The organism is Anaerocolumna sp. AGMB13025 (assembly GCF_029689925.1).
Taxonomy (GTDB): domain Bacteria; phylum Bacillota; class Clostridia; order Lachnospirales; family Lachnospiraceae; genus Anaerocolumna.
In genome coordinates this window covers 6,194,878-6,215,755 of the sequence record NZ_CP121445.1, presented here as the reverse complement: position 1 = coordinate 6,215,755, position 20,878 = coordinate 6,194,878, and the positions used below count along the sequence as shown (strand labels likewise).

The window sequence follows — 20,878 nt, the reverse complement described above, 5'->3', positions numbered from 1 at the left end:
GTTCTGTTCGGAAAATGCCCCAAATACCTCAAAATATAAAATGATATGTCATATTATATGTGAAAATATAAAATCACATAACAAATTATTAACAACTGAGTATGCGGAAAAAAAACAGGAAAGTCGTTAAAGGAATAAACTGAAAAAAAGGCTGGAAGCGAGGAGTATGATGTCAGATTTTATCTTATATTATGATAGGTTAGAGGCGGTTGCAAATCATTCCAAGTCTCTGGGAAAACGGGCTGATGAATATGCTGCTGACTTGGAAAGAAAAATAATAAGCGGAATTGGGACTGTTACCGGACCGTCCTCAGGATATTTATTAAGTGCAAGTGATTCGGTAAGGGATAAAATTACTGCTTTGAAACAAAAATCCCAAGCATTCTATCAGTTTGCAGAACAGATTATGAAACTCCTTGAAGTTGCGGAACAAATGGATCAGGAAGTAGCAGATGCCATTACAGGCAGGAGAGGGGAGCTAGAGCACCGCAAGTCCCTGGGGTTAGAGGACTGGAAGGCAAAATTAATTGAGTTATTGGTGGACATCAAAAATGGGTCCCCAGCATTATCAACCATAGCAGATTTGCTAGGAGGTATGGCTGCCATCCACGAATCTCTGGAAGATTCCATAAAGCATTGGTATGAGACCGAAGCTGGAAAACGAAAAGGTAAGGAAGCAGCAGGTAAAATAGAAACTCATAATAATATAGCTGGAGTAGCAGCTACAGGGGTAGGTGTTGCCAGTTTGTTTCATGGGAAGGAATTTGATTTATTTAAAAATGGTCCCTTGAGCTTTTCTAACTTGAATAATTGGAAAGGAAATGGTAAGGTAGAGTTAAAGGATAACAACAAAAAAGTACATTCAAATGATTCTGTGGCTGACGGAATAGGTAATACAGTTGCAGGCTTTCGACAACTTGAAATGCAGGACAATAGAAGCGTAAGCGAGCCTGAAGTTATATTTATAGCTAAAATGGAGTCCATTGGCATGACTTTTGATGAGGCTTATGACTTAACCGTTGCATTAAGAGTAAATAAAGGGATATTGACCAAAAAGCAGTATCGTGATTTTGGTTTTGCAGATGAATTTGGTATGGCATATGCAGAATTACAATATAAATTAGTCCAAGAAGGTATGACGGTTGAACAGATCGATTACTTGAATTCCAGCGAAAGGCTGGCTCAGGCAGTAACGATGTCCATAGGAATGCTGGTAACTGCCGGGGTTAGTATCAGGGGTTCGGGAAGCATTGCGAGAAGTGTTAAGAAGCCAAGTAATGTTCCTAAGGGGACAGGATATAATGCCAAAGATGCTTCAGCATATCAAAAATATAAACAATCATTGGTAAAAGGTGATGTACTTGAAAACTCAGAAGTAATTATTACTGGAGATAAGTTTGGTGATCAAAAGTTAATCTCTGAGTTAACAAAAGATGGAAGTACAATTAAAGATTGGGCAAAAATGGAATCTACATATTCATATACCACTGAATTTGGAAGTGGTAAAATACATTACTATAAAAATGTAAAAACAGGTAAAATTAGTTTTTATGACGCCAAAATGAAAGTACCAGTACCAAAAAGTTTAAGAGGCAATTTATTTAATACAGTAACTGACAAAGATGGATTTTGGATTATTGATTTGGATGAAGATTTAATAACTAAAGGGGTGAGGCAATGATATTACAGAGCAAACGGAATGTGAGCAGTGAGGGTTTAACTATCAATAGGCTATACCCTGTCATTGCATATGAAATTAACTTAGATAATGACATTAGTGCATGTAAAATAATGGATGATAATAGGAGCTTATCGTGGCGGCAGATTGATAGATTTGATGTGGTTAGTTACACCAAGGAAGGATATATTAAAGCTGGGGATGATAATAGAGTCCTAAAATATTTATATGAAAATTTATCTGATAAAGACTTTTTTGTAGACTATTATTCAGAGAATGAAAAATCTATAATTGCTAGTGAAAAATTAGAAAATGCTTTTATATCAATTTTATCAAATGAACTTGATTCAAAAGAATTATTGTCCTATTTAGAAATCTTGGGTTATCAAGACGAAAATGCAGACTTATTAGTAAAAGCTTTTTTTATTAAAGCAAAGGAAAATGATATTAATATTTTTGCAAAGATGCTGTATGATAAAATTTATATGCTTAATAATTACTTATTTGAAATAATAATAAAAAGTTTAAGCTATTATAAAACAACGGAAATAGAAAGTATATTTATGGAACTTTATATTAACAGTTCTTCATATAGTGAAGAGATAATGAAAATAGTGAGTAATTACTTAAATATATAATAGTACGCCAACCATAAATTCATGCTAATGACATAAAACCTTCTTCCCAAAAGGGATGCTTTGATTTTGGTAAATAGACCAAAAGGATTTATGGACTGTTTATTCTTTGTTTTGCTGGTAATGTTTTAACGGAGTCATTTTATAACCCAGTAACTCAAGTCTGGTACGGGAATTGGAACACCAAAAATAAGAATTGGCAGGACTTGATAAAGAAATCGAGAAAATCCTGCTTAGTTTTGATTATAAATTGACCAGTATGCCTGAAATTGTAATTTCCATAAAATTAAAGTTTCAATACCTAAAGACTTAAGGACTCCAGGAGGCTATGATTTTTGGAATTATAGGAATGCTAGAAGTAATAATACTGAGGCACTAAAACAAACGTTTAAAGGGAAAACAACAAACGAAATAGCTGATATGTTGAGAGCAGAAGGATATGATGTAACTATAAAAAATTCGACACGCTAATCATCAGGTGCACAGAGTATTACAGTTAACAATAAAAGAGAAGGCAGAAATATAATGCAGGTTCAAGTGTCACCAGGCGGTGGTCGTCATGGAGAATCGCCATATATCAAGATTAGCACAGACAGTGGTAAATTTCATCCAAGTACATATAAAACAGATGGCGGATTCAAGTATTGCTGGACAGGTAGTTATAGGAGCCGTTCCCGACCCCATAGATTATCTGCGTAAATGGGATTTTCCCACAAGTGCGATCCCGAAGACGAACAGGAGGCAATAGCAATCCAAACAATTACACTGTACAAAGGGAAAATTCTATATTTTTCAAATTTGCCCAACAAAGTGTTTTACTGCCTGAATGGGAACCTTTGAAGAGGCTATAGCCACGGTAGGCATACAGTCTTGGACGGTACCCTGACAATTTTACAGGCAACAGAAAAGCCGCTGGTAGCCTATTAAGACCTAAGCGGCTTGTTGTGTTATGAGGTTCGCAGAGCGCCTACGGCTGCTGTGGGGGTTTTTCAACAGGGACTACTGCCAAGGTATATCCCAAAGGCTGTAGGATTTTAAAGAGGGTATCAATTTGCGGCGTAGCCTTCATGCTTTCTAACCTGGCTATAGCGGGTTGTTTCAATCCGGCCAGGTCTGCCAGCTGCTTTTGTGATAAGCCTTTTGTTTCCCGGGCTTCTATCAGCTTTCCGATTAATGCTACTTCGAAATCAATTTTAGCACGTTCAGCGGGGGGAACGATATTAGGGTCGTTATACAGGTCATCGAATTCTGTAAAATTGGTGTTTCCTACTTTAATGCTCATTTATGATCAATCCTTTCTAAAAAGTCCTTTAGATTGGCTCGGGCTTGCTCTATTTCCTTCGTCGGCGTTTTCTGGCTTTTTTTGATGAAATGGTGCAGTAATACAAAAGTATTGTCACGCCAGTAGAAGAAAAATATACGATTTTCGAGTGGTCGTAGTTCCCACAAATCGCCGTCTATATGCTTAACAGTGGGCTTACCAATGCGGGTGCCATAGGTCTGTAATGCCTTAATATAGGCACTTATCTTATTAAACTGTATGCGGTCGTTTTTGTTGGCTTGGGCTTTTTGACTCAGTTCTAACAAAAAATCCTTTATCGGTTCATTTCCGCTTTTGTCTTTATAAAAAATGACTTTGAACATTCTTTATGCTTCCCCCAATCCGTAATATTATAATAACATATTCGTTATAATAAGTCTATAACAAATTTGTTATAGGTCATTTGACAGATATTAAGTATAAGTGAAACTTGATTCAGAAAGAAAAGTGATGCTATAATCGAACCGCCTTAACACAAGATATACCACTTATGATTAATAGTTGCATAATGGTTAGTACAGAAAATATATTACTTTATAAAGTAGATTATTAAGACATATCATATAGGTCACACAGTTTCGGCTGTTGTGACCTTTTTCTTTACAGCTTATTATTCAGAAAAGATAAAGCAGAAATGATTTTGGACTGTATCCAGCATGATGGAACTACCTTTTGGGTACCAGGACTCCAGAGATTTTATTGTGACAATGGATAAACAAGCAGTTAGTATATGGCAGGTAGTTTGTTTTAATAAGTAAGCGTTCTACCCCTCGTATCCACATGATTTTAGCTTTTTCTAGTAATATTATCGTCTTTTTATAAGTTCTGTTCGGAAAATACCCCAAATACCTCAAAATATAAAATGATATGTCATATTGTATGTGAAAGTATAAAATCACATAACAAATTATTAACAACTGAGTATGCGGCAAAAAAACAGGAAAGTCGTTAAAGGAATAAACTGAAAAAAAGGCTGGAAGCGAGGATTATGATGTCAGATTTTATCTTATATTATGATAGGTTAGAGGCGGTTGCAAATCATTCCAAGTTTCTGGGAAAACGGGCTGATGAATATGCCGCTGACTTGGAAAGAAAAATGATAAGCGGGATTGGAACTGTTACCGGACCGTCCTCTGGATACTTATTAAGTGCAAGTGATTCGGTAAGGGATAAAATTACTGCTTTGAAACAAAAATCCCAAGCATTCTATCAGTTTGCAGAACAGATTATGAAACTCCTTGAAGTTGCGGAACAAATGGATCAGGAAGTAGCAGATGCCATTACAGGCAGGAGAGGGGAGCTAGAGCACCACAAGTCCCTGGGGTTAGAGGACTGGAAGGCAAAATTAATTGAGTTATTGGTAGACATCAAAAATGGGTCTCCGCCATTATCAACCATTGCAGATTTGTTAGGAGGTATGGCTGCCATCCACGAATCTCTGAATGATTCTATAAAGCATTGGTATGAGACCGAAGCTGGAAAACGAAAAGGTAAGGAAGCAATTGGTAGGATAGAAACTCATATTAATATAGCCGGAGTAGCAGCTACAGGGGTAGGTGTTGCCAGTTTGTTTCATGGGATGGAATTTGATTTATTTAAAAATGGTCCTATGAGCTTTTCTAACTTGAATAATTGGAAAGGAAATGGTAAGGTAGAGTTAAAGGATAAGAGCAAAAAAGTACATTCAAATGATTCTGTGGCTGATGGGTTAGGCAATACAGTTGCAGGCTTTCGACAACTTGAAATGCAGGACAATAGAAGCGTAAGCGAGGCAGAAGTTATATTTATAGCTGAAATGGAGTCTATTGGAATGACTTTTGACAAGGCTTATGACTTAACCGTTGCATTAAGAGTAAATAAGGGGACGTTGACCCAAAAGCAGTATCGTGAATTTGGTTTTGTAGATATATATGTTATGGGATTAGCAGAACTACAATATAGATTGGTTCAAGAAGGTATGACGGTTGAACAAATCGATTACATGAATTCCAGTGAAAGGCTGGCTCAGGCAGTAACGATGTCCATAGGAATGCTGGTAACTGCCGGGGTTAGTATCCGGGGTTCGGGAAGCATTGCGAGAAGTGTTAAGAAGCCAAGTAATGTTCCTAAGGGGACGGGTAAAACTGTAAGTAGTATAAGCCAAGATACAATAAAACATTCAACAATAGGAGATTTTACATACAATCCTAAAACAGGTGCAGTATCAAAAGTAAAAGGTGGAGGGCATGGTCAAGCTAATATTGACTTCCTGGAGGAAAATGGAATTCCATATAATATTGAAAAAACTTATGATAACGGTGTTAGAATTGGAAATATTCCAGATCACAAAAATCCTCTAAAAAGAATTGGAACAGGTCAGTCATGGTTTCCAGAAACTTGGGATACGACAAAAATTAATAAAGCAGGGGAATACGTAGTTGAGTTACATAAGGGGGAAACCATTACTAACGGTGTTCCGATATATGGAATATACGATGGTGTTGAAGTTGGAGTAATATACACTAATGATAAGCCTGCAACCATATTCCCTAATGCGATTCAACCATAGAAAGGAAAGAATTTATGCTAAATGAAAAAGTAACAGATTTAATTTGTGAAGGTATGCTGTTGGATATAAACGATCCATCAATTAGTGATATTTGGGATGAATTAACACAGTTACTTAGTGTTGATTCAGAAAATACAACTAATTATTTATGTGGATGTAATGAAAAGGAAATTGATTTTTTATCTGCTGTGTTTGAAGATGTTGCATATAACCTAAAAAGTGATAGATACATAATGGAACTTGAAAATCTTAAGAATAAATTTCCAAATCTAAATTTAGATTCAATAATTAGTTTAGCTAAGGAATATTCAGAATAGAGGAGTTTATAATATGTTTAATGACTTCTATGAATTTCGTACAGAAGTGCGCAAGAAACTTGGACGTTCTCAGCTTTATCCTGAAAAATCCAATATTTATAAAGTGGAATTAATAAGTATTTTTAAAGAAAATAAAGTATTAACAGAAACATATTTTAATAACCTTACTTACAATGAAAAACAGGCTCTAGAAGTACTTTTCGGAAATTTAGATCGGATTAAATAGATTACTAATTTTAATGGATTTGTGTCATTATTAGATATAAGTCCATTAGTTTTAGTTAATGAATAAATTTTGAAGCTCATTTCAAATTGTAAAGGCTATTCAGTATCCGATACTAGAAGGCGTTGAAAAGATTGTATAGAAAATATAAAGTTTATACGGAGTCGTTCATAACCCAGTAACTCTTTCACATAAATGGGCATTCTATGCAAGTGCGACCCAAGTTACGACTCCAATGCCAGAAATCCAACCCTATAAAAAATCTTCTCTGCCCGCATTGTGGGCTGAGATAATCCTAAGCTTTATAAAATAGTAAATGAGCCCAAATATAAATTAGGAGAAATGGTAGAAATAATTGAAAAATCATCAATAGGTCAAATTAGGGATGTTGAATGGCATCTAAAAGAGGATGCTCCCTTTTATCTTCTTGAAATAGAGGGGAAAAGGAGTGGAAAAAGATATAAAGATTATGATGTGAAAGAAGAGGGATAAAATGAATTATACAGAACTAAGTAAAGAAATTTCATATGCTTTGCGACATGCTCCTTGGGAATATGAACTTGAGATGGACGAAGAGGGGAGAGTTCTAATAAAGCAATTATTATCTGCTTTGCATCAAAATCCTAAATGGGAAAATGTTATTGAAGATGATCTAATTGAAATAGTTCAAAAATCAGAAAAGAAACGGCATGAAATTAGCGATGGGAAAATCCGAGCATTTTATGGACATTCTATACCAATGAAGATTTTGAAAGAAGAAAAAATGCCGCCCAATTATTTATACCATGGAACAGCAAGAAGATTTATGGATTCAATTGCAGAAAAGGGGCTGTTACCACGGAGCAGACAGTATGTTCACTTGTCACAGGATATTGAAACCGCAGAGAACGTAGGAAAAAGACATGATAATAATCCACGAATATTAGTAATTGATTCTTTAAGCGCTTGGAAGGATGGCATAAAATTTTACTATGGTAATGAGAAAGTATGGCTGGCAGATATGGTACCTAGTAAGTATATTTTAGAAAAATAATAACATATTTCAATACTTAAAGTTTGCCCAATGAGGTTCTTTATTGCCTTAATGGCATAATGTTTATTTCACTATCGGTTTTAAAGGGCACACAAGGGCAATATTTTGCGACATAGGGCGAACTGTATAATAATCATAGAAATGACATGCTGGATCCATGTGCAAAGAAGTGAAAGCCATTAATAAATTTCTAGGGATGGATTAATTGTTGACTAAAAATCCAAAAGTAAGAAAGAGAAAAATTAGTAGTATACTAGGATTTTGCGGTTTACTGGGTTTAATCGGACCAATAGCATGGAAGCAGTAGCAGTCATATATTTTTTGCTGTTCCTGTATATTTCTAATTTGACCGTTAGAAGGGTATTTTATGATTAATTTAGAATTAAAGTATTTAAATGATTTATGTATACAATTACTGGTACTGGATAAAATATTTGCTGAAAAATTTGAGAATTTTCCTAATAAACATTATTTTGATGAGGATTCAGATTTTGATTATAGAAATAAACATCTCGATAAATATATAGAAGAAAGAGTACAAAAATTAAGTTCACATTGTTCATTAATTGAGGAAAAGATATATTTTTAATTGATGACAGTCAATTACAAGAGTTATTACAGTATGTTAATACTATACGTTTTTTAGCTGACAAACAAGAAAAGGCTAGCAAACAAAGATACTGTGATTTATCAGTATTTAACGGTTATAATTTTTGTGATGGACGTTTAACAAATTTTGAACTCAATAATCAGGAACATTATTGTAAAATTACAATTCATGAGATCTTATGCTATGATGATAAAAGACCTCGCAGGTATGAAGATGTAGAAACAGCGAATATAATTGTCCAATTTAAGAATGTGATAGGAGTAGAAATAAAAGGAACAATCCGACTAGATGAGGTAAATATAAATAAAATTTTATACTGGGATAAATATAATATATTGGATACACATTATTGCTTTAGTTTGTTCTGCGTAACAGGCTATGAAAAATGTAAAATTGATATTGTTTTTTCAGAAGTAATAACGTCAAATATATAGTCATCAAATAACAAACGCCTTTAAGAATGCTAATTCTAAAGGCGTTTTTATTTGAAATACATCTTTCTAATAATCATTGTATCTTTATATATTATAAATCGAATCAACAACATAATCTACATATTTTACTAAATTGTAATTGTGAAAAATTTAGATGCAGAATGAAAAAATAAAAATATTAAGTTACAAATAAAGTACTATAATGACCAGCACAATACTTGGACATAAGAGTCCATTTATTTCCAATAAGTAAAATGGTAGTATATAAATACGATCGAAGTGGATAAAACGTTTTATTCAAAAAGATATCAATTTATAAGTAGTAAATGGTATCTGGTATTCTAATACATCATTCATTAATGGCGAATAATAAAATTCGTCCATAAGAGAAAGGGGATAACAAAATGGTAGATAGTATAAAAATAGTAGAAGTAAAATTACCATCAGATTCAAATGAATATACCCCACAAGTAGGTGCAGGGTTAGGATGTGGTGCTATATGCGCAGGAGCTGGTTGTGGAGGCGGAAGTCTTGGACTTGCATGTGGAGGCGGTTCCGCTGGCGCTGTCTGTGCTGGTGGTGGAGCAGGAGCTGGTTGCGGTATTATGTGTGGTGGAGCAGCCTGTGGTGCTTTTTGTTAACAAGGAGGTAAAGTATGATTTCTAGTATTAAAATAGAAGAAGTTAAACTTCCTTCTAATCCCGGAAATGCTAATTCTACTGAATATCAAACAAATGGTGGATATTTATGCGGTGTATTCTGTACAGTTGGTGCTAATTGCGGCATTTTTTGTGTAGGTACAGGTGTTGATTGTGGAATGGGATGCGGTAAGTAGACGTAATAGTCTAACAATGCAAGCTTATTAAAATATATATTAAGCAAACCATACTACATTATTTGTGTGGTTTGCTTAATATTGTTTGAATGTTGAATGGTATAAGAAGGTTAGGTAAAAACACTTTAAAGAATGTTTATATTAATTGCAGTAGAGGAGAGTATCATATGAATATACAATTTATTAAAGATGAAGAAATAAGTGTAGCATTCTTTCCTGATAGTAAAAGATTTTTTGTAATAAATGATGGTGGATATGAATTAATTAAAGCGATTTCTACAAATGAAAATAGCGATTTAATTATGAACAAATTCAAATTGGATAATCTTCAATATGATGAATATCGAAGAAAAATAGAGGAATATTGTACCCCAGTAACATGGTGCCAAGAGCATTTTGAGGTGCCAGATGGAGAGGTCCTTAATCGATTAGTAATAAATTTAACAAATTGCTGTAATTTAAGATGTAAATATTGTTATGCGAATGGTGGACATTATCATTCTGATGAGGCTATAATGTCAAAAAAAATGATTGACGATATTTTTATTAAATTCTATGGTAAATTTAATATTATCAGGAGTATACAGCTTTTTGGCGGAGAACCTTTAATGAATATTGATATTATCGAATATATCTGTCAATATGTTAAAATTAGGGATTTGGAAAAAGGTCATAGTACACATATTGGAATCGTTACGAATGGGACACTTATTAGTGACAGATTTATTGAGTTAGTAAAAAACTATAATATATCAGTCACTATCAGTTACGATGGACATCCGCTAGTCAATGATTTACTTAGAATAGATGCATATGGTAATGGAACTTCTAGCAAAATACTGGAAAATGCAAAGCGATTGAAAAATATTACAGGGCAACCTAATACGATTGAAGTAACTTATACTCAATTTCATATTGATAATAATATTACTATAATGGATGTTCTGAAACATTTAAATACAGAACTGCCAGAAACTTATATTCATCTTGTTCCGGCCGGTGGAAACATTGATTGTGAATATGCCCTGACAGATCTATCACAATTTACTCAATCAGTTAATGATATTTTTGATACTGCCTCTGATAAAGGGGATATAAAGCATATTTATTCGCTTGTTCAACGTATTATAGCCTCCTTGGTAAACAAATATCCTGGAAGTGAATCTATATGTGATGCAGGAAGCGGAACTTTATCAGTTAGTGTAAATGGCGATATATATCCGTGTTTTATGTTTACAGATTTTGATGATATATGTTTAGGAAATATTTATGATGATAATATATTTTCATCTCAATTGTATGAAAATAACTTAAATAAAATCCATAATTTTAATCTTAAGGCAAGTAATGAAAAGTGCATTAATTGCTCAATAAAAACCCTTTGTAGTGGATGCCTTGGTTTAAATTTTTTAAATACAGGAGATATATTCACTATGGATGATAAAAATTGTGATATGTCAAGAAAAATGGCTGAAAATGTGATTTTAAGGCTGGCTAAATTTACGGATATCGCCAAAAAGGAAAATGAAGAGTATGATAAAGCAAGAGAATAAGAAAATATTACTAGCTTTTGATGGAATCAAGTATTTTTTTGAATATTGCTGGAAGTGTGATAAGAAATACATAATTTATTTATTTTTAGGGCAAATATTAACAAGTTTTACAACCATTATAGGAATAATATTACCTAAATATATCATTAATGCGATATTCATACAGAAAAATTATATTAATTCAATTAAATTTATTGTTTTCCAGATTATAATAACCTTTATAACCATGATTATAATTAATATTATAACGAATAAATGCATGGTTAGGCGTATGTTAATATTTAAAAAATTTCAAATTTACTTAAATGAGTTAATGATGAAAGTAGAGTATAATAAGTTAGAGAGTAATGATTTTTTAGAAATTAGAAATAAAGCATATAAGTATCTTTATAGTGATGGTAACGGTTTTGCACAATTATTAGAAGAAAGTATTAAAATTTTAGGGAGCTTTATAATTTTAATAAGCATTATAGGAATTATTGGACATTTAAAATTATATTTTATTCTTGTATTGTTGGTTACAATTGTTTTTAATATTTTTTGTGATTCATATTATAAAAAAAAGAATATAGATTTGGCTTTAAAAAAGTCAATTTATGAAAGGAGAAGTTCGTATTTTACAAATATTTCTTCTGATTTCAGATATGGTAAAGAAATAAGAACTTTTAATTTATCAAAATGGTTGTTAAATAAATATGATACTGTTCTTGAAGAAATGCAGGGAATATATAAAGAAGTAGCTAAAAATAATATTACATATTCTTCCACAAGTGTTATAATTAATGTTATACAGCAAGGCATAATGTATGCATACATTTTATTTTATGTTATATATAAAAACATAACAGTGGGTGATTTTTCAATGTATTTAAATGCAATCACTCAGTTTATATCCATTGTTCGCTCAATTCTCAAAAGTCTTGTTGATTTGCAGCAATATACAATTTATTACAATTCGTTTGAAGAGTTTATAAATCTAACAGAAGCTACTAATAACGAAGGTAAATTAAAACCCGATATAAATAATGGATTTATGTTCGAATTTAGAAATGTTTCATATCGTTATACACAACAGAATGAGTTCGCCTTAAAAAATGTCTCTATCTCGTTCAAAAGTACAGATAAAGTTGCAATTGTTGGTGAAAATGGTTCTGGTAAATCGACATTTATTAAATTGCTTTTGCGTATTTATACGCCAACAGATGGTATTATTTTATTGAATGGTATAAATATTAATGACATAGATTATGATTTTTATTTATCCATGATATCCGCAGTATTTCAAGATTATAAATTGTATTCAATGCCTTTTATGGACAATATTATTTTAAATAGTGAACCGGTTGATATGGATAAATTATATAGTATTCTCACGGAATGTAAATTGGATAAAAAAATAAGTGTATTGCCTGATGGAATAAATACTTATATTTATAATGAATTTAGCTCAACGGGGTTTGAACCATCAGGTGGTGAAGCACAAAAAATAGCAATAGCGCGCACCTTATACAGAGATTCCAGGATAGTGATATTGGATGAGCCAACATCAGCACTGGACGCAAAAACAGAATATGAAATATATTCTCAGTTTAACAGGTTTTATAATAATAAATTATTTATATTTATATCCCATAGAATGGCAGTTACTCGATTTTCAGATATAATATTGACTTTTTATAATGGAACTATTGTTGAATCAGGTACACATGAAGATTTAATAAAATTAAAAGGAGTTTATTCAGATTTATATGATAAACAAGCTGATTTATATCAATAACATTCAAGGTTGGAAATTAATAATATGAAAATTATTAATCAATAAATTTAAAAAAGGGGGACTTATAATGATTAAAAGTACAGATGTGCGAAAGAAGAAAGTAAATACTATACTAGGTTTTTGTGGTTTACTGGGTTTAATCGGACCAATAGCATATTACTATACGAAAGAGCCATTTATGATTTGTTTTATTGCCTTTATCGGTTTCTTCGGATTTTTCTTTGAGAATAAAATACCGTATGATCGGAAAAATGAGAAGTTTATAGTTAATGAAAATAAGGCAAGAATATTCAGTACAAGATTTGCACTGATGGCAATTATTTTCTGCATGATTATTTCTTTTAATATTAGTAATGTAAAATCAGCATATACATTTTTAATTGGTGCGATATCTGTAATTTGGGGTTTAGTCATACTTGTTAATCAGTACTTGCTATATCGTTTTATGAAACAGGAATAATATACCGGTATTCATTATTATAAGGTTTAGACACAAGAGTAAATAAACAACCTTGCTCTTGTGTTTATGACCGGTCTCGAATCTTTTGGAATTATCTATACCTATCTATGTAGCCTGAATAGGTTAGTCTAATTCATTCTAATCAATAATTCAGGAAAATCATTTTTAACACAGTCTTCTAATTCATTTAAAGCAGATTCATTATTCGTTATTTTAAAAAAAGAGAGCGTCTGTTTATAGTATTCCAAGGCTTCATCATATTTTTCATCATGATAGAGTAATTTGAACTTCATAAAAACTAAATCAGGAAGATGACGGATATTTTGTTCTTTTAATTAAAATGCAATACCTTTTTTCACATAATCTAAAGCTTGTTTATATTCGCCATACTCAAATAACTGAACCCCGATATTATATAATAATACCTGATACATTTTCAGTGAAAATTGAGAGTGGTGGAAAAGAGGATAAATTGAATCGATTGCATAAGACTCCAATACTGTAAGAATCTGGGTAAGTACCTTCATGCCATTATCAGCCTGTTCTAAAACAAAATAATTTTGACTCATACAATTGATTAATGCAAAACCAACATTTGAATACATGTTTTCGGTAATTTTATTAATGTTAAATCCAGGACATTCAATTTTGATTCCTTCATAACAATATTCTAAGGATGTATTGTAATCAGTATCTGACAAAGCGGAGCAAAGAGCCTTACAATAATATATGTGTTGTAGATTTTCACCCTTTTTAAAATCTTCTAAATTTTCGTATTTCACAATGATAGACCGTAATAAAGGTATATTACCAGCTTCTAATGCGGCATTAATAGCATTAACCCCTTCTAACCCTACAAGGGTGTTAGTGGTAAAATACATTTTGTAATATTCATTTAAATCCAGATTAAATTTATATGAGAGCTGATGTAATAAGTAGATGGAAGGTTCAGATTCTCCCTTCTCGATACGATATATTTGTTTTGGGGTACAAATATTTTCCGCCAGCGTTTCTCTGGACATATTATAGTTCAATCTTAATTCCTGTAGTAAATTACCAAAATGCTCATATTTCATTGTAATCACCTAAAATCCTTTATATGTAATTGGGGGTTACTAAAATGATAACTATATTATGTATTGATAAATGGTCATAAGGTCTAGTTTAAGATTATAAAGTAGTTAATGAAAAATGACCTAGGGTGGATACGCTATTTTTCATTATAACGATTTAGAAAGCTGGAAAAAGGTAAGCTAATTCATTCTTTTAAATATTTCGGGAAAATCATTTTTAGCAGTACTGTCTAATTCATTTAAAACAGATTCATTATTCGTTATTTTATATAGTGAGAGAGCCTGCTTATAGTATTCCAAAGCTTCGTCATACTTTTCATCATGATAGAGTAATTTGAATTTCATAAAGAGTAAGCCGGGAAGATACCGGAAATTATTTTCTTTTAGGGAAAAGGTAATGCCTTTTTCCACATTAATTATAGCGTCTTTATATTCACCATGTTCATATAAATAGAATCCCATATTATATAATAATCCCTGATATATCTTCTGGGTAAATTGTAAGGAATTAAAAAGTGGATAAATAGAATTTATTGCATAAGTCTCTAATACGGAAAGAAGTCCAGCAAGAACTTTCAAGCCAATATCAAACTGATCTAAGGCAAAATAATTATTACTTATACAACTAATAAGTGTGATACCAACATTTGAATACATATTTTCCGTGATTTTATCAATGCTAAATCCGGGACATTCAATTTTGATTCCTTCATAGCAGTATTCTAGTGATAACGTATAATCAGTATCTAATAAAGCAGTGCAAAGAGCTTTGCAATAATAGATATGCTGGAGGTTTTCACCCTTTTTAAAATCTTCTAATATTTCATAGGTTTCAATCATAGATTTTAATAAAGGCATATCACGGGCTTCCAATGCAGCGTTAATAGATTTAACCCCTTCAAATCCTGTAATGGTGTTAGTGGTAAAATACATTTTATAATATTCACTTAAATCCAGATTAAATTTAAAGGATAACTGATGCAGTAAGGAAATGGAGGGTTCAGACTCACCTTTTTCAATGCGGTATATTTGTTTTGCGGTGCAAATATTTTCTGCCAGCGTTTCTCTGGACATATTATATTTCAATCTTAATTCTTGTAGTAAATTACCAAAATGCTCATATCTCATATTTATCACCTGTAATTATATGTATATAAATAAAAGTTTAATATTACCAATCTGCAAAACTAATTTATTTAAATATCTCAGGGTAATCTATCTTTGCTGAGCTATCTAATTCGTTCAAAATAGATTCTTTATTAGTAATTTTACAAAGTGAAATAACTTGATTATAATATTCCCTGGCTTCTGCATAGTTTTGCTTATGATAAAGTAGCTTAAATTTAAAAAAGAGTAACTCGGAAAGATGCCGAAAATTCGATTCTTGTAAGGAAAATTTGATGCCTCTTTCTATAAATATTAAGGATTTTTTATATTCTCCCTGTTCAAATAAGTGGACACCCATATTATATAATATTGCCTGATAGAATTTCTTGAAAAATTGGGTATCACGAAATAAGGGGTAAGGGGAATTTATTACATAGGACTCTAAGACCATAAGAAGACCATTTAATACAAGCATCCCTGCATCGTAATTATCCATAGCAAAAAAATTCTGGCTTGTGCAATTTAATAGAGCTAGTCCAACATTGGAAAACATATATTTAGAAATGCTGGTTATGTTAAATTCGGGGCATTCTACTCGTAAGCCTTGATAGCAGTAATCTAAGGACTTCTTATAATCTTCATCTAATAAGGCGGAGCAAAGAGCTTTGCCATAGTATATGTGTTGTAGATTTTCTCCGGTTTTAAAGGCTTCCATTGGTTCATAATTATCAATTAAAGATTTCAATAAGTGATTATCACGAACTATTATAGCATGATTAATGGATTTAATTCCTTCTAATCCTTCTAGTGTATGGTTGGTAAAATACATTTTGTAATATTCATTTAAATCCAATCTAAATTTAAGTGAAAGTTGATGTAATAAGTAGATGGAGGGTTCGGATTCCCCTTTTTCAATTCGGTAGATCTGTTTTGGGGTACATATGTTATGAGCAAGCTCTTCTCTTGACATATTATACTTCAATCTTAATTCTTCAAGCAAATTACCAAAATGTTCATATTTCATAATAATCACCATTTATAAAACTTTCTAAGTTTATAATGATAGTTTCTAATAATTATTATAACCATTTTATGTAAAAAATAAATGGACATAAGTGTCCATTTATTATAGAAGAGAATATTGATATAATAACTAAAATAAAAGGAACTTGATTCCCTATGTATAAGGTAAGAAAAATAATATTTATGTATACTTCTTCTTAAATATTTCGGGATAATCTATATGTGCAGTATTTTCTAAATCTTTTAAGATATCATCCTTATTAGTTATTTTATAGAGATATATAGCACGGTTATAGTATTCCATGGCTTCCTCATATTTTTTTTCAGAATAAAGAAGTTTAAATTTCATAAATATCAGGTTGGGAAGATGCCGTAAATTATATTCTTTTAAAGAAAACTCAATACCCTTTTCCACATATTTTAATGCTTTTTTTATTTCACCATGTTCAAACAAACGAGCCCCTAGATTATATAATATAGCCTGATATGTTTTCCTCGAATATTGTGAAGATTTAAACAGCGGATAAGGGGAATTAATAGCATAAACTTCCAATATTGTCAGAAGCTGAGTAAGAACTTGCATACCCTTATTATACTGTTCCATTGCAAAAAAATTTTGAGCCATACAGTTGAGCAGCGATATGCCCACATTGGAATACATGTTATTAGAAATCTTATCTAAATAAAAAGCGGGACATTCCACCTGAATACCTTTATAACAGTATTCAAGAGAGGTTTTATAATCATTATCTAATAAAGCACAGCAGAGTGCTTTACCAAAGTAAATATGTTGAAGGTTTTCACCTTTCTTAAAGTCTTCCAGGTCTTCATATTTATTAATTATTAATCTTAATAAGGACATATCATTGTTTTCTATAGCTGCATTAATATTGTTAATACCTTCTAAGCCAGCGATAGTAATATTGGTAAAATACATTTTGAAATAATCGTTCAAATCCAAATTAAACTTAATAGATAATTGATTTATTAGATATAAAGAGGGTTCATAAACCCCTTTCTCAATTCGATAGATCTGTTTCGGGGTGCAGATATCCTGAGCCAGTTGTTCTCTGGTCATATTTCTTGACAGTCTTAATTCTTGTAGAAACTCTCCAAAATGCTTATAATTCATCGACATTCACCTGACTTTTAGTGGACGCAAGCGTCCATTTATTCGTTTATAAAATAATGTTATAATTTAATCAAATTTGAAAGAAGAGGATAAAAATTTGAGGAAACTTGTGGCTAAAATTCGTTATTATCTTGCATTAATTGTTATCGTCTTAGCAATTTCAAATGTAACTGTATCATTTAACCAGTCAAATCAGTCCATCGACATACATTCTTTAGGGAATAGTATCGTATGGGGAATTGAGACTTCTTAATACCATATTATAACATATCCTGCATAAAGATTCAAATGTGTTATGAAAAATATTTACAATTTTTCTAAACTGATACTGGTTACCAAAATTAATCCGTACGGAGAAAGGGGATATCGGAAAAAGGAATCATACTAAAATTGCTCACTTAGAATTCAAAATCTAATAGCAAGTACATATCATAGCTCTTAACTTTTAATTTAAGGTAAAAAGAAATGAATCTAAAAATTTTATTATCAAAACTTTGAGGGGAGTTTTAACTATAAAATTTTTACCATAAGTATTAAAAATACTAGCAAACCTGCCGAAAGGCAGAGACGCAAAACTAGAGGGCCTAAACAATAGGTATGGCAGCCAGTTGCGATATGGTCAATGTATTTTGATTGAATTAAAATGACAAAGCAAATGTATTTTGGCTTGTGTTAACGCAAAGTGAGGTTTTTATGGACAAAAGAAAAGGTAGTTCACGATTAAAAGTGAGTGAGAATGAAACACTTAGCAAAATACGTGACCGTTATGGAGTAATAATAGAGCAGACCAATGTATATATCTTTGATTTGAACCTTATTAACCGTGAAATTTACGTATCGGATAATTTCATTGAACAAACCGGAATCGAAAATCGCACGCAAGCCATATTAAGACAGATGATATCCTTAAAAGATATCCATCCGGATGATTTGGACAAGTTTAAAAGTTATGTGAAACGCAGCAGAGAAGGCATGATGACGGATTCCATCACCTATCGGAGAAAGAATCAAACGGGTCAATATATCTGGATTCGGAGTAACAAAAAGAATATATTTAATGAGTACGGAAAGTTAATACGCATTCTGGGAACGGCACAGGATGTTAGTGCGGAGATGGAACTTTTTGAAAAGATTAAAAGTCGGGCAGATGAGGATGTCCTAACGGATATTCCAAGCCTATCAAAATTTAACGTCGATGCCGGTAACTTAATAAAAAATAACAGGAACAAAAATTATGCAATCGTCGTTTTCGACATTGATAAATTTCGAATCGTGAATGATTTACACGGTTCGAAAGCAGGGGACGGAGTATTGAAATATATTGGCTACATATTAAAAACTAAAATTAGTCAATCTTTATTATATTGCCGCATGTATGCAGATAATTTTGCGATTCTGATGGAGTATGACAAGGATTCTGATTTTGGCTATGTAGCAGATTTGTTGGGTGAAGAAATTAATCAATATCCCGGGAATTTCGGGCTTATGCTGTCTTTTGGAGTGTGCAAGGCAAATGGGGAAGCGGATATCATAACCCTTTGCGACCGCGCAAGTCTGGCCAAAAAAACCATAAAAGGGAACGTCTTAAAATTGGTCGCCTATTATGACGAAACATTAAGACAGCGGGGAATCGAAGATAAGGATATTGAGAATGAAATGAATTTTGCTCTGGAAAACGGGGAGTTTGAAATGTATTTGCAGCCTAAGGTTTCTATTGCCTCTACGGAGGTGGTGGGAGCGGAGGCCCTGGTCAGATGGGTTCATCCCATAAAGGGGATCATTTCACCGGAGCGGTTCATTCCATTATTTGAGAAGAATGGTTTTATTGTAAAATTGGATTATTATATTTGGGAAAAAGCATTTGCTACCTTAAGAAGCTGGATTGACGAAGGGTATCCTCCGATACCAATCTCCATTAATGTATCCAGAATCCATCTGTATAATGACAATGTTGTTCAGAAGCTCATTTCATTGGCAGATAAGTATAAGGTAGCGAGAAACCTGATTGAATTGGAACTTACGGAAACCGTGTTCTTAAATAATCTATCTGAGCTGTCCCACTTATTGCATTCCTTAAAATCAGAAGGCTTTGTCCTATCCATGGATGATTTCGGGACAGGCTATTCTTCTTTAAATATGCTGGGAGACATGCCGATTGATATTATTAAAATTGATCGGGGATTTTTAAGTGAAATCGTTGAAACAGAAAGAGGCAAAACCGTAATCCAATATACCATAGCAATGGCCAAGAAGTTAAATATCGAGGTAATTGCGGAAGGGGTCGAAAATTTTGTACAGGCAGAGTTCCTATACGAAGCCGGTTGTGAAACGGCACAGGGTTATTTCTATTCCAAACCGATACCAGTTAAAAAGTTTGAACAGTATACTTTTGGTTATTTTAATGAATAATAGTATTTAAAGGACACATACCTATGCGGGGAACCGATAGAATATGTGTCTTTTTTTCTTTTACAGTAACCGAATAGGAGATAAGTCATAAAATAGAGTATAAATATTAAAGGAGATTTACTCAATGGATAACTACAGACGTCCAATGAATACCCGTTATAACAGAAACATGGGCAATATGGGTAATATGGGTTCCTATCAAAATCCTCAGTGTGGCTGCGGTGTGACTCCGGTTATGGAAGCCGGCGCTGACAGGTGCTGTGATAAAGAGGCTGATATTGATAGATGTGTTGATAAATTACCATTAGCAATGGCGTATGTGCCTTTCCAGAAATGGAGAAAGGTATGGGATGCTTCCACAGGTTTGGCAGCAGGAACTATTTTCGAGGAATTATACAAGCCCTGGTATGGCGATAAAAAAATGTGTGGAATGAGAGGTGATAGGCCATGACGACGAATAAAAGCCGTGATCAATTAATGTGCGTTATCACTGAATCAAGTTTTGCACTTGATGATGTCAAATTATTTCTGGATACCCATCCTTGTGACAAGGAAGCGTTAGAGTATTATCAAAACTACAGAATGATCCGGAAAGAAGCAATGAAAGAATATAGAGACTGCTATGGACCAATCTCTGCTTATGATGTGGCAGAGGCTGATGTATGGACATGGATTAATCAACCTTGGCCATGGGAAGGAGAGTGCTGATT

At 32.6% G+C, this 20,878-nt stretch carries 24 protein-coding genes and 1 riboswitch; of the genes, 17 read left to right on the top strand and 7 right to left on the bottom strand.

The window, feature by feature from the left end; genetic code table 11:
- Positions 1–166 precede the first annotated feature (166 nt).
- Positions 167–1,681 carry a hypothetical protein gene (locus QA584_RS26000; protein ID WP_278272007.1) on the top strand — a complete coding sequence of 505 codons (1,515 nt, stop codon included), beginning with the start codon at positions 167–169 and terminating at the stop codon, positions 1,679–1,681.
- Positions 1,678–2,316, top strand: coding sequence for a hypothetical protein (locus QA584_RS25995; protein WP_278272006.1), 639 nt, complete (start codon positions 1,678–1,680; stop codon positions 2,314–2,316). The genes QA584_RS26000 and QA584_RS25995 overlap by 4 nt, the downstream gene beginning before the upstream one ends.
- A 964-nt stretch (positions 2,317–3,280) precedes the next feature.
- Here QA584_RS25995 and QA584_RS25990 read toward each other — a convergent pair.
- Together QA584_RS25990 and QA584_RS25985 are read right to left on the bottom strand one after the other, a co-directional pair.
- Positions 3,281–3,595 carry a helix-turn-helix domain-containing protein gene (locus QA584_RS25990; RefSeq protein ID WP_278272005.1) on the bottom strand — a complete coding sequence of 105 codons (315 nt, stop codon included), beginning with the start codon at positions 3,593–3,595 and terminating at the stop codon, positions 3,281–3,283.
- Complete coding sequence (locus tag QA584_RS25985) at positions 3,592–3,957, bottom strand: type II toxin-antitoxin system RelE/ParE family toxin (protein ID WP_278272004.1); 366 nt, start codon at positions 3,955–3,957, stop codon at positions 3,592–3,594. Before QA584_RS25985 ends, QA584_RS25990 begins: the two co-directional genes overlap by 4 nt.
- A 665-nt stretch (positions 3,958–4,622) precedes the next feature.
- Here QA584_RS25985 and QA584_RS25980 point away from each other — a divergent pair.
- The 11 genes from QA584_RS25980 (at position 4,623) to QA584_RS25930 (ending at position 13,424) form a co-directional block, all read left to right on the top strand.
- A complete protein-coding gene (locus tag QA584_RS25980; RefSeq protein ID WP_278272003.1) occupies positions 4,623–6,182 on the top strand; it encodes an EndoU domain-containing protein in 1,560 nt (519 codons plus the stop codon).
- A gap of 14 nt (positions 6,183–6,196) precedes the next feature.
- Positions 6,197–6,499, top strand: a complete 303-nt coding sequence (locus QA584_RS25975; RefSeq protein WP_278272002.1) for a hypothetical protein — start codon at positions 6,197–6,199, stop codon at positions 6,497–6,499.
- Between the two features lie 13 nt (positions 6,500–6,512).
- Positions 6,513–6,725 (top strand): hypothetical protein, encoded by a 213-nt coding sequence (locus tag QA584_RS25970; RefSeq protein ID WP_278272001.1) that lies wholly within the window; start codon positions 6,513–6,515, stop codon positions 6,723–6,725.
- 339 nt (positions 6,726–7,064) lie between these two features.
- On the top strand, positions 7,065–7,214 hold the full coding sequence (locus QA584_RS25965; protein ID WP_278272000.1) for a hypothetical protein: 150 nt from the start codon (positions 7,065–7,067) through the stop codon (positions 7,212–7,214).
- Between the two features lies 1 nt (position 7,215).
- Entirely contained in the window at positions 7,216–7,755 is a 540-nt protein-coding gene (locus tag QA584_RS25960; protein ID WP_278271999.1) for an RNA 2'-phosphotransferase, read from the top strand.
- A gap of 367 nt (positions 7,756–8,122) precedes the next feature.
- Entirely contained in the window at positions 8,123–8,344 is a 222-nt protein-coding gene (locus QA584_RS25955) for a hypothetical protein (RefSeq protein ID WP_278271998.1), read from the top strand.
- Between the two features lie 859 nt (positions 8,345–9,203).
- On the top strand, positions 9,204–9,440 hold the full coding sequence (locus QA584_RS25950) for a hypothetical protein (RefSeq protein WP_278271997.1): 237 nt from the start codon (positions 9,204–9,206) through the stop codon (positions 9,438–9,440).
- Positions 9,441–9,454: 14 nt separating this feature from the next.
- Complete coding sequence (locus tag QA584_RS25945) at positions 9,455–9,634, top strand: hypothetical protein (RefSeq protein WP_278271996.1); 180 nt, start codon at positions 9,455–9,457, stop codon at positions 9,632–9,634.
- Between the two features lie 167 nt (positions 9,635–9,801).
- Positions 9,802–11,187: a radical SAM/SPASM domain-containing protein gene (locus QA584_RS25940; protein ID WP_278271995.1), complete on the top strand. Its 1,386-nt coding sequence runs from the start codon at positions 9,802–9,804 to the stop codon at positions 11,185–11,187.
- Positions 11,168–12,964, top strand: coding sequence for an ABC transporter ATP-binding protein (locus QA584_RS25935; RefSeq protein ID WP_278271994.1), 1,797 nt, complete (start codon positions 11,168–11,170; stop codon positions 12,962–12,964). Before QA584_RS25940 ends, QA584_RS25935 begins: the two co-directional genes overlap by 20 nt.
- A gap of 67 nt (positions 12,965–13,031) precedes the next feature.
- Entirely contained in the window at positions 13,032–13,424 is a 393-nt protein-coding gene (locus tag QA584_RS25930) for a DUF3796 domain-containing protein (RefSeq protein ID WP_278271993.1), read from the top strand.
- A gap of 128 nt (positions 13,425–13,552) precedes the next feature.
- Here the strand turns inward: QA584_RS25930 and QA584_RS25925 are convergent, their stop codons facing one another.
- The 5 genes from QA584_RS25925 to QA584_RS25905 form a co-directional block, all read right to left on the bottom strand.
- Positions 13,553–13,717 carry a hypothetical protein gene (locus QA584_RS25925; RefSeq protein WP_278271992.1) on the bottom strand — a complete coding sequence of 55 codons (165 nt, stop codon included), beginning with the start codon at positions 13,715–13,717 and terminating at the stop codon, positions 13,553–13,555.
- A gap of 42 nt (positions 13,718–13,759) precedes the next feature.
- Positions 13,760–14,500 (bottom strand): helix-turn-helix transcriptional regulator, encoded by a 741-nt coding sequence (locus tag QA584_RS25920; protein WP_278271991.1) that lies wholly within the window; start codon positions 14,498–14,500, stop codon positions 13,760–13,762.
- Positions 14,501–14,677: 177 nt separating this feature from the next.
- Complete coding sequence (locus tag QA584_RS25915) at positions 14,678–15,625, bottom strand: helix-turn-helix domain-containing protein (protein WP_278271990.1); 948 nt, start codon at positions 15,623–15,625, stop codon at positions 14,678–14,680.
- Positions 15,626–15,689: 64 nt separating this feature from the next.
- Positions 15,690–16,628 (bottom strand): helix-turn-helix transcriptional regulator, encoded by a 939-nt coding sequence (locus tag QA584_RS25910; protein WP_278271989.1) that lies wholly within the window; start codon positions 16,626–16,628, stop codon positions 15,690–15,692.
- A gap of 180 nt (positions 16,629–16,808) precedes the next feature.
- Positions 16,809–17,759, bottom strand: a complete 951-nt coding sequence (locus QA584_RS25905) for a helix-turn-helix domain-containing protein (RefSeq protein ID WP_278271988.1) — start codon at positions 17,757–17,759, stop codon at positions 16,809–16,811.
- Between the two features lie 109 nt (positions 17,760–17,868).
- Here QA584_RS25905 and QA584_RS25900 point away from each other — a divergent pair, with 109 nt between their 5' ends.
- The 4 genes from QA584_RS25900 (at position 17,869) to QA584_RS25885 (ending at position 20,876) form a co-directional block, all read left to right on the top strand.
- On the top strand, positions 17,869–18,012 hold the full coding sequence (locus QA584_RS25900; protein WP_278271987.1) for a hypothetical protein: 144 nt from the start codon (positions 17,869–17,871) through the stop codon (positions 18,010–18,012).
- Positions 18,013–18,293: 281 nt separating this feature from the next.
- Positions 18,294–18,375, top strand: a riboswitch (cyclic di-GMP riboswitch).
- Between the two features lie 77 nt (positions 18,376–18,452).
- Complete coding sequence (locus QA584_RS25895) at positions 18,453–20,168, top strand: putative bifunctional diguanylate cyclase/phosphodiesterase (protein WP_278271986.1); 1,716 nt, start codon at positions 18,453–18,455, stop codon at positions 20,166–20,168.
- A 124-nt stretch (positions 20,169–20,292) separates the two neighbouring features.
- Positions 20,293–20,619 (top strand): spore coat associated protein CotJA, encoded by a 327-nt coding sequence (locus QA584_RS25890; protein WP_278271985.1) that lies wholly within the window; start codon positions 20,293–20,295, stop codon positions 20,617–20,619.
- Positions 20,616–20,876 carry a spore coat protein CotJB gene (locus tag QA584_RS25885; protein WP_278271984.1) on the top strand — a complete coding sequence of 87 codons (261 nt, stop codon included), beginning with the start codon at positions 20,616–20,618 and terminating at the stop codon, positions 20,874–20,876. Before QA584_RS25890 ends, QA584_RS25885 begins: the two co-directional genes overlap by 4 nt.
- The last annotated feature ends 2 nt before the right edge of the window (positions 20,877–20,878 follow it).